Annotated in this window: 12 protein-coding genes; 5 read left to right on the top strand and 7 right to left on the bottom strand. The window is 33.9% G+C overall.

Annotated features, from left to right (window positions below; all coding sequences use genetic code 11):
- Nucleotides 1-9: 9 nt before the first annotated feature.
- Nucleotides 10-1,548 carry a carboxypeptidase-like regulatory domain-containing protein gene (locus BM296_RS04930; RefSeq protein WP_091901863.1) on the top strand — a complete coding sequence of 513 codons (1,539 nt, stop codon included), beginning with the start codon at nt 10-12 and terminating at the stop codon, nt 1,546-1,548.
- 1 nt (nt 1,549) lies between these two features.
- Here the strand turns inward: BM296_RS04930 and BM296_RS04925 are convergent, their stop codons facing one another.
- The gene (locus tag BM296_RS04925; RefSeq protein WP_091901861.1) at nt 1,550-1,936 is read right to left on the bottom strand and encodes a DUF423 domain-containing protein; all 387 of its coding nucleotides are present in this window, start codon (nt 1,934-1,936) and stop codon (nt 1,550-1,552) included.
- Nucleotides 1,937-2,007: 71 nt separating this feature from the next.
- Between BM296_RS04925 and BM296_RS04920 the strand changes: the two genes are divergently transcribed.
- Nucleotides 2,008-2,406, top strand: coding sequence for a TonB-dependent receptor (locus BM296_RS04920; protein ID WP_091901859.1), 399 nt, complete (start codon nt 2,008-2,010; stop codon nt 2,404-2,406).
- A 7-nt stretch (nt 2,407-2,413) separates the two neighbouring features.
- On the opposite strand, the gene BM296_RS04915 is transcribed toward BM296_RS04920, so the two are convergent.
- The 4 genes from BM296_RS04915 to BM296_RS04900 all read right to left on the bottom strand — a co-directional run bounded on the left by BM296_RS04915 (nt 2,414) and on the right by BM296_RS04900 (nt 4,949).
- A complete protein-coding gene (locus tag BM296_RS04915) occupies nt 2,414-2,836 on the bottom strand; it encodes a DUF2141 domain-containing protein (RefSeq protein ID WP_091901857.1) in 423 nt (140 codons plus the stop codon).
- 74 nt (nt 2,837-2,910) lie between these two features.
- The gene (locus BM296_RS04910; protein ID WP_091901856.1) at nt 2,911-3,351 is read right to left on the bottom strand and encodes a hypothetical protein; all 441 of its coding nucleotides are present in this window, start codon (nt 3,349-3,351) and stop codon (nt 2,911-2,913) included.
- An 87-nt stretch (nt 3,352-3,438) separates the two neighbouring features.
- Nucleotides 3,439-4,260 (bottom strand): ZIP family metal transporter, encoded by an 822-nt coding sequence (locus BM296_RS04905; protein ID WP_091901853.1) that lies wholly within the window; start codon nt 4,258-4,260, stop codon nt 3,439-3,441.
- Between the two features lie 26 nt (nt 4,261-4,286).
- Entirely contained in the window at nt 4,287-4,949 is a 663-nt protein-coding gene (locus tag BM296_RS04900; protein ID WP_027065281.1) for a metal-dependent transcriptional regulator, read from the bottom strand.
- Nucleotides 4,950-5,026: 77 nt separating this feature from the next.
- On the opposite strand from BM296_RS04900, the gene BM296_RS04895 reads away from it, so the two are divergent.
- Nucleotides 5,027-7,309, top strand: coding sequence for a TonB-dependent receptor (locus tag BM296_RS04895; protein ID WP_091901852.1), 2,283 nt, complete (start codon nt 5,027-5,029; stop codon nt 7,307-7,309).
- Nucleotides 7,310-7,384: 75 nt separating this feature from the next.
- Nucleotides 7,385-8,527: a lycopene cyclase family protein gene (locus BM296_RS04890; protein WP_091901849.1), complete on the top strand. Its 1,143-nt coding sequence runs from the start codon at nt 7,385-7,387 to the stop codon at nt 8,525-8,527.
- Here BM296_RS04890 and BM296_RS04885 read toward each other — a convergent pair.
- Both BM296_RS04885 and BM296_RS04880 read right to left on the bottom strand, forming a co-directional pair.
- Complete coding sequence (locus BM296_RS04885; protein ID WP_027065284.1) at nt 8,524-9,498, bottom strand: polyprenyl synthetase family protein; 975 nt, start codon at nt 9,496-9,498, stop codon at nt 8,524-8,526. The genes BM296_RS04890 and BM296_RS04885 overlap by 4 nt on opposite strands.
- A gap of 142 nt (nt 9,499-9,640) precedes the next feature.
- Complete coding sequence (locus tag BM296_RS04880; protein ID WP_091901846.1) at nt 9,641-10,657, bottom strand: GntR family transcriptional regulator; 1,017 nt, start codon at nt 10,655-10,657, stop codon at nt 9,641-9,643.
- A 457-nt stretch (nt 10,658-11,114) separates the two neighbouring features.
- On the opposite strand from BM296_RS04880, the gene BM296_RS04875 reads away from it, so the two are divergent.
- Nucleotides 11,115-14,366 carry a SusC/RagA family TonB-linked outer membrane protein gene (locus tag BM296_RS04875; RefSeq protein WP_245786965.1) on the top strand — a complete coding sequence of 1,084 codons (3,252 nt, stop codon included), beginning with the start codon at nt 11,115-11,117 and terminating at the stop codon, nt 14,364-14,366.

Genomic DNA, 14,366 nt, shown 5'->3' with positions numbered 1-14,366 from the left:
TCTAACACCATGAACACTAAAAAATTTCTTCTTTCATTTTTTACATTACTATTTCTCAACCTATTTAATACCAATGCGCAGAACCTAACCGCCTTTGTTATTGATAGTATTAGCCAACAGCCTATACCCTTTGCCACCGTACAATTAAAAGAAAAAGGTGTTATTACAAATGAAGAAGGCAACTTCAATTTCATACTAAACGAGACCATTACAGAGTCTGATTCTCTAACCATTTCTTCAATGGGTTACGAAACCCTTTCAAAAACTATATCTGAATTTACTACAGCTAAAATTTTACTTGTACCTAAAGCAATAGAACTACGAGAAGTTATAGTCTCTAACAAAAACTATACAGCAGAAGAGATAATAGATTTAGTTGAGGATAATCTAGAAAAGAACTATAACAATGACCTTACTAAAAAGAGGTTGTTTCATAGATCATCTTATTTTGATAGATGGACAAAGAGTAATTTCAAAGTTAAAAAGTCTTCCATAGATATATTAAACCAGAAATTTATTGATAGCATCATATCTACCGTTCCCAAAAATGATGCTTATTATCAAGAATTAGTAGGTGATCTTTACGGTAATTATGACGAAGAGGTACAAAAACTAGATTTATTAAAAGCATCTAAATTATACGATAAAAATACTGCACTTGATCAGGAAAAAATAGAAGAAAAATTTAATAGTATACTAAAAGAGAACGTTAAGCCTGGTTCTTATTTTAAAATTAAATCTGGGTTACTATCTTTTAAAATAGATGCTGATGAGGTTAGCGAGCTGTTTGAAGAAGATATAGATTCTACAGATGTTGCAGCTGTTAATGCAGAACTAGAAAAAAAGAAAAAGGAAAAAGAAGAAAGACAGAAAAACTTTGCCTACTGGAAAAGAAATAATTTGGGTTCCATTTTAAATGGATTACCAACCCAAGAAGACAGTGATTTAAACTTTATTACCAAATCTAGGAAGTATGACTTTACTCTAAACGAGTTTACATATTTGGGCAATGATGCCGTATATGTAATTTCATTTAAACCTAGTGGCTCTGCAGATTTTGAAGGCACATTGTATATAAATGCAGATGATTTTGCAGTAATACAAGTAGATTATAGCAACGTTAAACCCATTAGTAAATTTAATTTATTGGGTATTTCCACCAATAAATACCTGTCTAAAGGAAAAGTCATATTTAACAAAGGTACAGATGGTTTTTATGGACTACGGTACTATGAGTCTGAAGTAGGAGAACGAATTGGTGTTAGAAGACCTTTGAAAATTATTGAAAAGAACAAAATAGTAAAAGGCAAAAATAAGCAGAACGAGCTATCTGGAGATATGGATTTTGTTTTTATCAATGTTGAAAAAAATGAAATGATAGTTTTTGAGACAGAAAATATATCTCAGGCTATATTTGATGGTTTTACAGAAAATAATGCCGTATTGCCTACTTATTTACCAAAATATGACCCAACTTTCTGGGAAGGTTATGCTATTATGGAACCTAATTCGGCTATTAAGGAATTTAAGTCTGTTTCATCGAAATAGGCTACACAAAGTTCTTAATGAAGTTGTAGAATAACAATCCCCAACCTATTACTAAAAAGAGTCCGCCAAGAGGGGTTATAGGACCCAATATTTTCATTTTTTTTCCTTTGGATGCTGTAATACATAATCCGTAAATACTGAAAGAAAATAAGATGGTTCCGATAACTAGGCAATAGATTATACTTTTCTCTAAGCTCGTTTCTAGGTTAAGATTAAAACTTAGCATTAATATCAACAGTGCGTGATACATTTGATATTTCACTCCTGTTTCAAAACTATTTAATTGATCTGCGGTGAAAGTTTTCTTTAATAAATGTGCTCCAAAAGCACCAAAAATAACTGCCAATAACCCTAATAAAGCTCCTGCTAATTGTGCTACTAATACCATATAATTTTTATTTCAAAGATAACTGCATCAAATTAAATGTATACCTTACTAAAATCATTAATCTTTGAAAAATGAAAATATATACATCTGCTTGTATAGTCGCTATCATATTAATGGTTAGTTGTAGCGCCACAAATACCAGCAAAAGCGACAATACATCCTTAGATACAGAATTAAGAGAAAAAAATAGAGCCAATCTTTCGCTTTTACAAAGAATAAGACAAAAGCCAGGTGTAATACTTCAAAATAATGTTCCTATTTTAAATAAAACAACCAATTCTTTTGACTCCGGTGGTAATCAAGAACCTTTATATGTTCTAAACAATCAAGTTATAGGAAATTCATTTAATTCCGTCAATGAACTAATTGATAGTTATAACGTAAAGAAAATCATAATTCTTTCTGGTGCAGATGCTGCAAGTTATGGTACACAAGGGTCTAACGGAGTTATTAAAATAACCAGCTATTAAAAATAAATTACTGTAGACTAATATACATTTCCATATTTGAATTTAATGTAAAGACACATTCATCAAATTTTGGAGGACCAAACATTTTCATTTTGCCTTTAGAAAAAGCAATCTGTTCTTTTGGAATACCTAGCATATTGGTATCCAAATTCTTATTTCCGTTTGCATCATGAAAAATTGCAATAGCATAATCTCCATCGGGTAAATCTGTAATATTAACAGCTGTCTTTCCCTTCACCGCCTTTTCTGATCCAGATTTATAGACTTTATCAAACTTTAAAAAAGATACCTCATCATTATAAATGGCAAAACAGATATTACCATCTTCAGAGGCTACACCTTCGATGTTTAAACTAAGCTTGTGCTGTGCAAAAACTCCAGTAGACATCAACCCTATAAACAATAGCAACAGTAGATTTCTTTTAATCATTCTATAAATTTTAAAACCAAAACAGATTCAATAGTTATGCCAAAGCTATTGCTGCTTTAGCGTTTTATAAATTCCTAATTAGGCGTACTCAAAGAACTTATTCTGGTACTTAACTTTTGAAATAATTGAACCGTCTCAACAGAATCTTTTAAATTAAAGTATACATAAGCAGAATCTTTATAGACTAACTTTACCTTGTTCTGATTGATATTGTCAACAAAGACACGCACTTTCTTATCTGTCAAAGAATCTTTAAACTCTCTAAAAACACCTTTCTCCTTATCAAATGCAGAAAAGCCATGTAATCGCTGCATTGGGGGAATCCTCTCTACCAAAACAACACTGTCAAGTTCATTTAACGGAATTTCAACATTGTAAAATCCTGAGCGAAGACTTAGGCTATTTACATCATCATCTACCCAGTTTTTAATATGAAGTATTAAAACAAAAGCACAAACGATTACAGTTATTACCAACGCAATTGTCCAGACCCAATTTTTCTTAGAAGAGTGCATAAAAATTTAAAGTATCAAGTTAACAATACTATTGCCTTAAACGGTAAAAATGACATTAAATTATTAAATCACAAAAACACTTTGACCTTAGCCTAAACCAACATCTAATGTCATCATAATTATGAATCCGCCAATGAAGCCCATAGTGGCAATATCTGTATATTTATCTTGTTGCGTTTCTGGTATTACTTCCTCTACTACAACAAAAATCATTGCACCAGCTGCAAATGAAAGCGCATATGGTAAAATAGGTTGAAAGGTCATAACCGCCCAAGCACCAAGAACAGCAGCAATAGGCTCTACAAGTGCAGAAGCCTGACCGAACATAAAACTCTTTGTTCTACTTAAACCATGTCTTCTTAACGGCATTGCTACTGCAAAACCTTCTGGAAAATTCTGTAAACCTATACCTAACGCCAAGGCAACGGCACCACCAATAGATGCACCATCAAAACCCGCAGCTACTCCACCAAATAGAACACCTACCGCCAAACCCTCAGGAATGTTATGTAGTGTAATTGCCAAAGTCAACAATGTAGTTCTACGCCATGGGGTTTTTACACCTTCCGCTTCGCTCTCTTTAAAATTTATATGTAAATGAGGCAACACTTTATCTAGTCCAAAAATGAACATTGCACCAAGAAAAAAGCCTACCGCTGCTGGTATAACTTTTACAAACCCTTCACCTGGACTCATTTCAATACCAGGTGCCAGCAAACTCCAAAAACTAGCGGCTACCATAACTCCACCGGTAAACCCTAACATTCCGTCTAATACGGCTCGATTCATTGTTTTGAACAAAAAAACCAATGCAGCCCCAGCGGCAGTAAGTCCCCATGTAAATAACGTCGCATAAAACGCTGCCAATACTGGGTCAATCGATTCAAAATATGCTATAACTTGATCCATAATTTAAATGTTAATTAATTAAAACATTATTCTTCATCTACTATCTCTAAAAATAAATTCGTTGCTATTTGTTTGGAAATATTAATAGATCCTGACCTTGTAGAAATCGTTACAGATCCATCAAACTCTTCTCTTTCCAAAATTTTAAAAGTATCGCCAAGAGCAATTTTATTCTTATCCAAAAACTTTAAAAAAGCTGCCGAAGAATCATTGACTCCAACACACACCCCTTGACTTCCAACGGGTAATTCGCTAATCAATTTTTTAACTGATTTTGTAAATACACCATCCTTATTTGGAATTGGATCGCCGTGCGGATCTACTTTAGGATACCCTAAATGAGCATCTAATTTATCAATTAAAGCATCACTTTTTATATGCTCCAATTGCTCTGCCACTACATGTACCTCATCCCAAGAAAAATTTAATTTATCAACCAAGAACACCTCCCATAAACGATGTTTTCTTATAATAGATAAAGCCACCAATCTCCCTTTTTCCGATAGCGAAACACCTTGGTATTTTTTATAATTAACTAAAGACTTCTCAGATAGTTTTTTAACCATATCCGTTACAGAAGATGGCTTGGTCTTCATTTGTTCTGCTATTGCATTGGTGGCAACAGACTTACTATTAAACTCGCTTAAGTGATAAATACTTTTAATGTAATCTTCTTCTGATAGTGTCATGTAAAAACAATATAGGTGCAAAAATACATTTTTATATGTAAAAACAATTTTTTAGGTTTGTCTAAAATTATATTTAGATGATTAAAATAATATTTTTTGCCTGCTCTATTTTATCTTTCGGTATCATAAGTGCGCAAAATTCTACTATATCTGGTACTGTTTCCTCAACTGACGGTACAGAAGCTTATGTAAATATTTATTTAAAGGGAACCGAAGTAGGTACTGCTTCAAATGAAAATGGCTATTATATCTTAAGAAATATACCAAAGGGCAAGTACACCATTATCGCCTCTACCATTGGTTTTCAGAAGTATTATAAAACAATTACGATTTCTAACGGCGAAGACCAAGTAATCAACATTAAAATAGAACCTACGACCGAATCTTTAGATGAAATGGTAGTTACAGGAACGCTAAAACCTGTAAGTAGATTAGAAAGTCCCGTTCCGGTAGAAGTCTACAAGCCTACCTTCTTCAAGAAAAACCCTACTGCAAGTATTTTTGAAGCACTACAGAATGTAAATGGTGTACGCCCTCAAATAAACTGTAACGTTTGTAATACCGGCGACATTCATATTAATGGTTTAGAAGGTCCCTATACTTTAGTACTTATAGACGGCATGCCAATTGTTAGCGGTCTAGGAACCGTATATGGGCTATCTGGCATACCAAATTCCCTAATAGAACAAATTGAAGTTGTAAAAGGACCTGCTTCTACACTTTACGGAAGTGAAGCTGTTGGCGGACTCATAAATATCATCACAAAAAATAACCTATCTGCACCAGATTTTTTCGCGGATAGTTTTGTTACCTCATGGGGAGAATTTAACCTTGATGTAGGTACTAAATTTAATATTGGCAAAAAGACTAATGTGCTCTTAGGAGTAAACTATTTTAAATTTGATAACCCAATAGATAATAACGGAGATAATTTTACCGACCTAACCTTACAAGACCGAATTTCAGTTTTTCAGAAGTGGAATTTCACTAGAAAAAACTCTCGAATTCTCTCTTTAGCCGGACGCTTTTTTTACGAAGACAGATGGGGTGGGGAAATGCAATGGACTCCTGAATTTAGAGGAGGGGATGAAATTTATGGCGAAAGCATCTATACCCGTAGATGGGAAATATTAGGTAAATATCAATTACCCGTAGAAGAACAATTGATGCTGTCTTTTTCTTATAACGACCATAAGCAAAATTCAGTTTACGGCAACGTACCTTACCTAGCCGATCAACGCATAGGTTTTACACAATTAACTTGGGATAAAACTATAGGTAAACATAGCCTTTTAACAGGTACAGCATTACGTTATAATTACTATGATGACAACACACCAGCTACCTTAAATGCCAATGGTAATGCTAACCAGCCAGACGAAGTTTTAATACCGAGTATTTTTGTACAAGATGAAATAGCATTCAACAAAAAGCATTCTTTACTGTTAGGTGGTCGTTATGATTATGACAGCCGCCACGGTAACATTTTTACTCCGCGAGGTGCGTATCGTTTTAAATTCACTGACAATGATATTATTAGATTAAACGCTGGCACAGGTTTTAGGGTTGTAAATCTATTTACCGAAGATCATGCTGCATTAACGGGCTCACGAGATGTTATTATTGCCGAAGAATTAAAACCAGAGCGTTCATTTAATGTAAACCTAAATTACTTGAAGAAAATTTATGGCGACAATGGCACTTTTGTTAGTCTAGACGCCTCTGTATTTTATACCAATTTTCAGAATGTGATTATCCCTGATTACGATACAAACCCTAATCAGATTATATATGATAATTTAAACGGCACCTCTATTTCAAAAGGAGTGAGCGCCAATGTTGATGTTTCATTTTACAACGGTTTAAAATTCATGCTAGGTGGTACCATACAAAATGTAAGTAATACAGAAGACGGTGTAAAAGAAAGACAAATTCTTACAGAAAGTTATTCTGCGAACTGGAGTGTTAGCTATGATATTCGTACCTGGAACCTAAACATTGACTACACCGGTAATTTATATGGACCAATGCGTTTACCAACCTTAGGCGAAAGCGATCCTAGAAGTGATTTTTCACCAGTATGGAGTATTCAAAACATTCAATTTACGTATGATGGAATTAAGAATTTCGAATTTTATGGCGGAGTTAAAAACTTATTAGACTGGACTCCTAATAGAGGAAATCCATTTATAATAGCACGTGCAAATGACCCATTTGACAAAGAAGTTACTTTTGATACTAATGGCAACGCTGTGGCTACACTAAACAACCCAAATGGGTTAACTTTTGACCCATCTTACGTATACGGACCCAACCAAGGCATACGTACATTTTTCGGATTACGTTACACATTGAATTAAGCACAAAAGCCAACTGCTATTTCGTATTTTTGGGATTCTCAGTATTTAATACCCTGAGCAAAGTTTTAAAAGTTCATGAACGAATACGATTATATTATTATAGGGGCAGGTGCATCTGGTTTATTACTGGCTGATGCCATGCTTAATGATTCGTTTTTTGATAATAAGAAGATATTACTTCTTGACAAAGACGCTAAAAATACCAATGATAGAACATGGTGTTTCTGGGAAGAAGGTAATGGTCAGTTTGAGGCAATTGTCCATAAAAAATGGGACGCTATTCATTTTCAAGGTGATGACGTTTTAAAAAGAACGAACATAAGTCCTTATTCCTATAAGATGATTAGTAGTGTTGATTTTTACAAATATTACTTAGGTCGTATAAAAGAATCATCTAATATCACTTTTGTTCAAGAAGGTATGGTTGACTTAAATGAGTCAGCCACCGAGGTTACCGTAAAAACTACGAATAACACGTATTCTGGCAAGTTCATATTCAATAGCCTTTTTGACTATAAAATGGCAATGGGGCAAAAAAAATATCCGGTGTTGCAACAGCATTTCGTAGGTTGGGTCATAAAAACCGAAAAACCCATTTTCAATGCTTCAGAGGTTACATATATGGATTTTTCCATTCCTCAAAAAGGTAATACTCGGTTTATGTATGTACTACCCTATTCTAACAATACTGCATTAATTGAATATACTTTATTTTCAGACAAACTTTTACCTAAAGAGGAATACGAAGTAGCGATTAAGGAATATATTTTAAATCGTTTTAAATTGGAAACGTATGAAATCATAGAAAAAGAAGCCGGCAGTATTCCCATGACAGCGTATGATTTTAGAGAACATCACACCAATAGAATACGCTATATAGGTACCGCTGGCGGTTGGGCAAAACCCAGTACAGGCTACACCCTAATGAGCACTGCAAATAAGATTCCTAAATTAATTGAACTTATAAAACAAGGGAAGCCACTTCAGAAAATGAAATTAAAAAATAAATTCTGGTTTTATGATATGCTCTTTTTAGATGTTTTACATCATAATAATGGCAACGGACATGCCATTTTCGAATCTATTTTTAAATCTTTAAAACCACAAATGGTATTTAAATTTCTTGATGAAAAAACAAGTTTAAAAGAAGATATCGTTTATATAAATTCTTGCCCGAAAGCTCCATTTATAAAAGCATTTTTTAAGCGTCTTTTTTAAACAGTTCTATTCATAAGGTTTTTACCAAATTGACGCAGAAGATCTTTCTTTTCTTGTTCAATATCCATGTCAACAAGAACCTCAAAAGCCTTAGCGGTATAATCTGCAATAGCTCCTTTGGTAGCATTGTCCGCTCCTGTCTTTTCAAAAATAGAACGCACCGCTTTAACCTTAGAATCTGTCTCCTTTGGTTGTATAGAATATAAATGCTCCAGTTCTTTTGACATTACTTCAGAACCTGAATTCAAGGCTTTTAGATAAAGATATGTTTTCTTATTTTCAATAATATCTCCCCCAACTTGCTTTCCAAAAGTTTCTGGATCTCCGAAAACATCTAAATAATCATCTTGTAATTGAAAGGCAATTCCAAGGTTTAATCCGTAATTATACATCTGTTCTTGTGAAGCGTCAGATGCACCGGCAACAATAGCACCCATTTTCAATGCTGCAGCAACAAGTACGGCTGTCTTATATTCAATCATTTTTAAATACTCAGGCAGCATTACATCGTCTCTTGTCTCAAAATCAACATCATATTGTTGACCCTCACAAACCTCTAATGCCGTTTTACTGAAAAGTTTAGCCAAATCTCTAAAAACATTTGGCTCATAATTTTCAAAAAGCTGATAAGCCATAATTAGCATAGCATCACCCGAAAGAATACCCGTATTAATATCCCATTTTTCATGAACCGTGGTTTGCCCTCTACGAACAGGGGCGTCATCCATTATATCATCATGCACTAAAGAAAAATTATGAAAGACTTCAACTGCTAAAGCTGCATCCAATGCTTTTCTATAATCAGCCTTAAAAATTTCTGCGGTCATCAAAACCAAAACTGGCCTTAATCTTTTGCCTCCTAAACCAAGAATATAGGTAATGGGCTCGTAAAGGTTTCTAGGTTCCTTCGTAATTTTCTTTGAGTCCAAATAAGCAATAAACTCTTCTCGATATTCTTCAATAGTATGCATTACTAGCAATTTTCTTCAAAAATAGAATAAATAAGATTGAAATAAGGTGCTTTTGTTACTAGAAGAAACAAAACGCTATACCAAAATATTACCTAGACAATTTAAAGGAATCGTTTAAGCTTAAAAGATGAATGAGAATATATTACAAAGAAGCTCTTTTAATTAATCTAGATGGCATAATTACCTGAGTGGTATTTTCATTTTTTATATGTCTTGCTGCCAACTTAGCCATTTCATAAAAATCTGTAGAAATGGTAGTAATACCCCCAAAAACAATCTCTTTTGAAACATTGTCATTTTGAGATAAAATACCGATATCCTCGCCTATTTTCAACTTTTTACGAACCGAATCTCGAAGAATATGCCATAGTATAGTGTCTCCTAAAGCAAAATAAAGATTACCCTTAGCTGCAGAACCTATAACATAATGGTTTTTCACCTCACCGTTTACAGAATATTCTTCTAAGAATCTTTCAAATGCATTTTTTATGGAAACAGGAGAAAAATCGCTCTCCTCATTAAAATATAGTATGATTTTAGAATACTTTTTTATGTCAGGAAGCAATTGAACCAATGATTTATAGATTACATTTTCAAATTCTTGAGAGATATAAGAATACGATTTACCTAAATTTAAGTATCGGTCTACTAATAATAATTTTTTAGGTTCAATATGTTGTAATAGCTGTGCAACTTTTTGGTTTTGAATTGGAGCAATTATATACATTCCATATTTACCATTAATATTGGTAATAATAGTTTCGAAAACACTAAGATTATTATGGTGAAAAAAAACATCAATTTGAAATCGTTTACCCATTTCTTTTCTGAATGTTTTGTAAAATTCTTCTTGATAGCTTTGAAAAGCGAACAATAATAAGGCCATTCTTTTTGTAATATTTGTAGCTTGGCTAATCACAAAATACCCCTTTAATTGTCTGGACTCAATTAAGCCTCTATTCTTAAGTTCTTCATATGCTTTAAAGATGGTCTTTCTTGCATAACCAATCTCTTCAACCATAATGTTTATAGAGGGTAACTGATCTCCCACAGCTAATTTCCCATCTTCAATAGACTCAATAACTCCTTGAACCAATTGCTCATGTTTTGTAAGGTTATTATTGTGGGTTAAGCTTAAAATATTACTAATAACCGGCATAATTAATAGATGAAATTTGTATCGGTCAATATACAATATAAAAGAAGATTTTAAAATCCTAGACCTTTTATTGAATATGACAAGAGTGTAAAGAACAAAAAAGAAACTTAGAAATTAAAGCTAATAAAACACAATTATTGTACTCAAAAAAAGGAACATAAAACTACATCACCCATAACTATAAAACACCTAACTAATCATTAAAATATTCACCAAACATCAGCCCTTTCTACCATTAAATATTGCATTTATTAAAATATAATATATTAATAATATTTTATGATATAAATATCAATCTCAAAAAATATACTTACAAAATTTATTAAATTAACATTTATTTATATATTTGTTTATAGTAGCATAGTGTATCATAGTCTCTTGACCTCAAAAAGCTACCAAAAGAGATTTTAATACTTATGCCTACATAGAATAACTAACAACTGTAACGACTAACTTTATGAATTATCAAAAAAACTTTCCTAAGTTTTCCATGGTTCGGAATCATGTAGGCTTAACGATGATTTTATTTATTAGTGGATTTCTCTTAACAAGTCTCCACGCACAAACAACCGTTTCTGGAACAGTAACATCTGCTTCAGATAACATGCCGTTACCCGGGGTATCAGTCATTGATGCAAACAACCCAACAACGGGAGTACAAGCAGATTTTGATGGTAATTTTACTATTACTATCCAAGATGGCAACTCTAGTTTACGTTTTAGCTACATTGGCTTTAAAGCCGTGGTTGTACCTGTAAACAATCAAAGTACTATCAATGTTTCTTTAGAAGAAGATGTTGCCAACCTTGACGAAGTCGTTGTTGTTGGTTATGGTACTCAGAAAAAAGCAACTGTAACGGGTGCGGTAACAGCAGTACAAGGTCCCGTACTTGAAAGTTCTCCTGCAATAAGCGTATCTAACTCACTTGCGGGTAGACTACCAGGGGTAGTAATTGTACAAACCAGTGGTGAGCCTGGTAACGACGAATCAACCATAAGTATTCGTGGTACAAATACATTGGGAAACAACCAACCATTAGTAGTAATAGATGGTATCCCTGATAGAGATGGTGGTATTGGGCGTATAAATGCAGATGACATTGCCAATATTTCTGTACTTAAAGATGCTTCAGCCGCAATTTATGGTGCTAGAGCAGCTAACGGTGCAATTATCGTTACCACTAAAACTGGTAAAGTTGGCAAAATGCAAATAAACTATAAAGCCGATTTCGGACTTACAAGACCGACAAGAACTCCAGAAATGGCAAGTGCCGTAGAGTACCAAACCATAATGAACGAACTAGCAATTTACAATAGTAACATACCAGCATCGCAATGGGGTACAGCAAACACTGCATTTCAAACTTCTGGTAGCTATACAATACCTGGCAGCAGTCCTGCAGAAACTGTAAATGCAGCTTTTAGTCCAGAGACAATTAATAATTACAGAACTAGTGCGGATCCATGGTTATATCCTGATACGGATTGGTTCGGTGCAACTTTTAAAGATTGGGCAGAACAACAAAGACACAATCTATCTATAAGTGGTGGTAATGAAGATTTAAAATACTATGCTTCCTTAGGGTATTCAGACCAAGGCGCTATATACAAGAATTCAGCGAACAGGTATCAGCAATACAATTTTAGATTGAATACCGATGCAAGAATTAACGATTACATTTCTACCAAATTAAGCATGGCTTATAGAAAGGAAGATAGAACTTTCCCTACTGAAGGCGCAGGTGCTATTTTTAGAATGTTAATGAGAGGTAGACCTAACGAACCTGCAATATGGCCAAACGGATTACCTGGTCCAGATATTGAAAATGGACAACAACCAGTTGTGGTAACAACCAATGCTACTGGTTATGACAAGCAACCAACAGATTACCTACAATTCACAGGATCTGTTGATATTACAAACCCATGGGTTGAAGGTCTTAAGCTAAACTTAACCGCAGGTGTGGATCAAAGCCAGTTACGTAGAAAATTATGGCAAACACCTTGGACACTATATTCTTTAGACCGTGCGAATTATATCGCTACAGGTGTTCCTGAACTAAGTGGATCTATTCGTTCTAATTTTACTGACGCAAGATTATTACAATCATCTAATAATATACTGAACACTAACCTTACTGGTATATTAACCTATGACAAAACTTTTGGTGAGGACCACAACATTGGTCTTTTAGCTGGTATAACCCGTGAAAATTTTCAAGGTGAATTTTTCTCAGCATTTAGAAGAAACTATCTATCTACAGCTGTAGATCAACTAGGCGTTGGTGGCGAAATTGCACAAGAAACGGATGGATTTGGATATAATAGAACTCGTTTAGGTTATTATGGGCGTGCTCAGTATAATTTTAAAGAAAAGTATTTAGCTGAGTTTATATGGAGATATGATGGTTCTTATATTTTTCCAGGTAATGACCGTTTCGGATTCTTCCCAGGTTTATTAGTTGGTTGGAACATAAATAACGAAGATTGGTTCAATGTTGATTCCATTAGTTATTTAAAACTAAGAGCATCTTACGGAGAAATGGGTAATGATCAAGTTTCATTTGACACTAATGGTGATGGAGAAATTACGGATGATGAATTACAAGAATATGCATATCAGTCAATTTATGAGTTTGGGCAGTATCCAATAAACGGACAAGTTCAAACGACTTTATTTGAAAACCTTTTAGCTAACCCAAGTTTCACATGGGAGCGCGCTAAAAATTATAACATTGGTTTGGATGGTATAGTGCTAGATGGTAAACTAAGTTTCACATTAGAATACTTTTTAAACAAGCGTGATCAAATTCTTATTCAAAAAACAGGATCTACACCAGGTTCTTCCGGTATTTCCGACTTATTGCCTCCTGTAAATGCAGGTAAAGTTAATAACGAAGGTTTTGAATTTGCTTTAAATTATTTCGGTGGAAGTGTAGATGGTTTCAAATGGGATGTTGGTGTAAACGGAGGTTATGCTCAAAACAGTGTAGTATTTTTAGATGAAATTCCTGGAGCTCCAGACTATCAATTACAAGAAGGAAAACCAATTGGATCATACTTGGTATATGAATCAGATGGTGTATTCATTGATGAAGCGGCAGTTAATGCAAATACTTTGGACTACAGCGCAGTTAAGCCACAATTAGAGCCTGGTGATATGAAATTTAAAGATATCAACGGTGATGGCGCTATCAATGATTTAGATCAAGTAAGATTAAAGAATAGCATTAATCCTAACTTTAATTTTGGTGTTACGTTCAATGCTTCTTACAAGAATTTTGACCTTTCCGTTTTGTTGCAAGGTGCCACTGGTGCTAAATTGTTTATACAAACAGAATCGGGTGATATCGGTAATTTTCTAAAGTATAGTTATGATAATAGATGGAGTCCAGAAAACCCAAGTAGTGTTCATCCAAGACTAGCAAGTCGTGGAGATACATATTACACAGGCGGTGATTATGGGAACAATACCTACAATCTATTTAGTAAGGATTATTTAAGACTTAAAAACGTACAATTGGCATATAATTTCCCATCAGAATTAATAGACCAATTTGGCCTTTCCAAATTCAAGATATATATGAGCGGGCTTAACTTGGCTACATGGGCAGCTCAAGATATCTATGACCCTGAGTCGACTAGTAATAGTGGTCAGTTCTATCCACAACAGTCAATTATTAACACAGGTTTTAGTTTAACATTTTAA

It is taken from the genome of Maribacter stanieri (assembly GCF_900112245.1).
Classification (GTDB): domain Bacteria; phylum Bacteroidota; class Bacteroidia; order Flavobacteriales; family Flavobacteriaceae; genus Maribacter; species Maribacter stanieri.
The sequence above is the reverse complement of the archived record's forward strand: the minus strand, read 5'-3'. Positions and strand labels throughout refer to the sequence as shown.

Excerpts from the sequence above, each read along its gene's own strand:
- BM296_RS04930 (WP_091901863.1), top strand. The coding sequence starts at position 10 with ATGAACACTAAAAAATTTCTTCTTTCATTTTTTACATTACTATTTCTC.
- BM296_RS04925 (WP_091901861.1), bottom strand. The coding sequence starts at position 1,936 with ATGGTATTAGTAGCACAATTAGCAGGAGCTTTATTAGGGTTATTGGCA.
- BM296_RS04920 (WP_091901859.1), top strand. The coding sequence starts at position 2,008 with ATGAAAATATATACATCTGCTTGTATAGTCGCTATCATATTAATGGTT.
- BM296_RS04915 (WP_091901857.1), bottom strand. The coding sequence starts at position 2,836 with ATGATTAAAAGAAATCTACTGTTGCTATTGTTTATAGGGTTGATGTCT.
- BM296_RS04910 (WP_091901856.1), bottom strand. The coding sequence starts at position 3,351 with ATGCACTCTTCTAAGAAAAATTGGGTCTGGACAATTGCGTTGGTAATA.
- BM296_RS04905 (WP_091901853.1), bottom strand. The coding sequence starts at position 4,260 with ATGGATCAAGTTATAGCATATTTTGAATCGATTGACCCAGTATTGGCA.
- BM296_RS04900 (WP_027065281.1), bottom strand. The coding sequence starts at position 4,949 with ATGACACTATCAGAAGAAGATTACATTAAAAGTATTTATCACTTAAGC.
- BM296_RS04895 (WP_091901852.1), top strand. The coding sequence starts at position 5,027 with ATGATTAAAATAATATTTTTTGCCTGCTCTATTTTATCTTTCGGTATC.
- BM296_RS04890 (WP_091901849.1), top strand. The coding sequence starts at position 7,385 with ATGAACGAATACGATTATATTATTATAGGGGCAGGTGCATCTGGTTTA.
- BM296_RS04885 (WP_027065284.1), bottom strand. The coding sequence starts at position 9,498 with ATGCATACTATTGAAGAATATCGAGAAGAGTTTATTGCTTATTTGGAC.
- BM296_RS04880 (WP_091901846.1), bottom strand. The coding sequence starts at position 10,657 with ATGCCGGTTATTAGTAATATTTTAAGCTTAACCCACAATAATAACCTT.
- BM296_RS04875 (WP_245786965.1), top strand. The coding sequence starts at position 11,115 with ATGAATTATCAAAAAAACTTTCCTAAGTTTTCCATGGTTCGGAATCAT.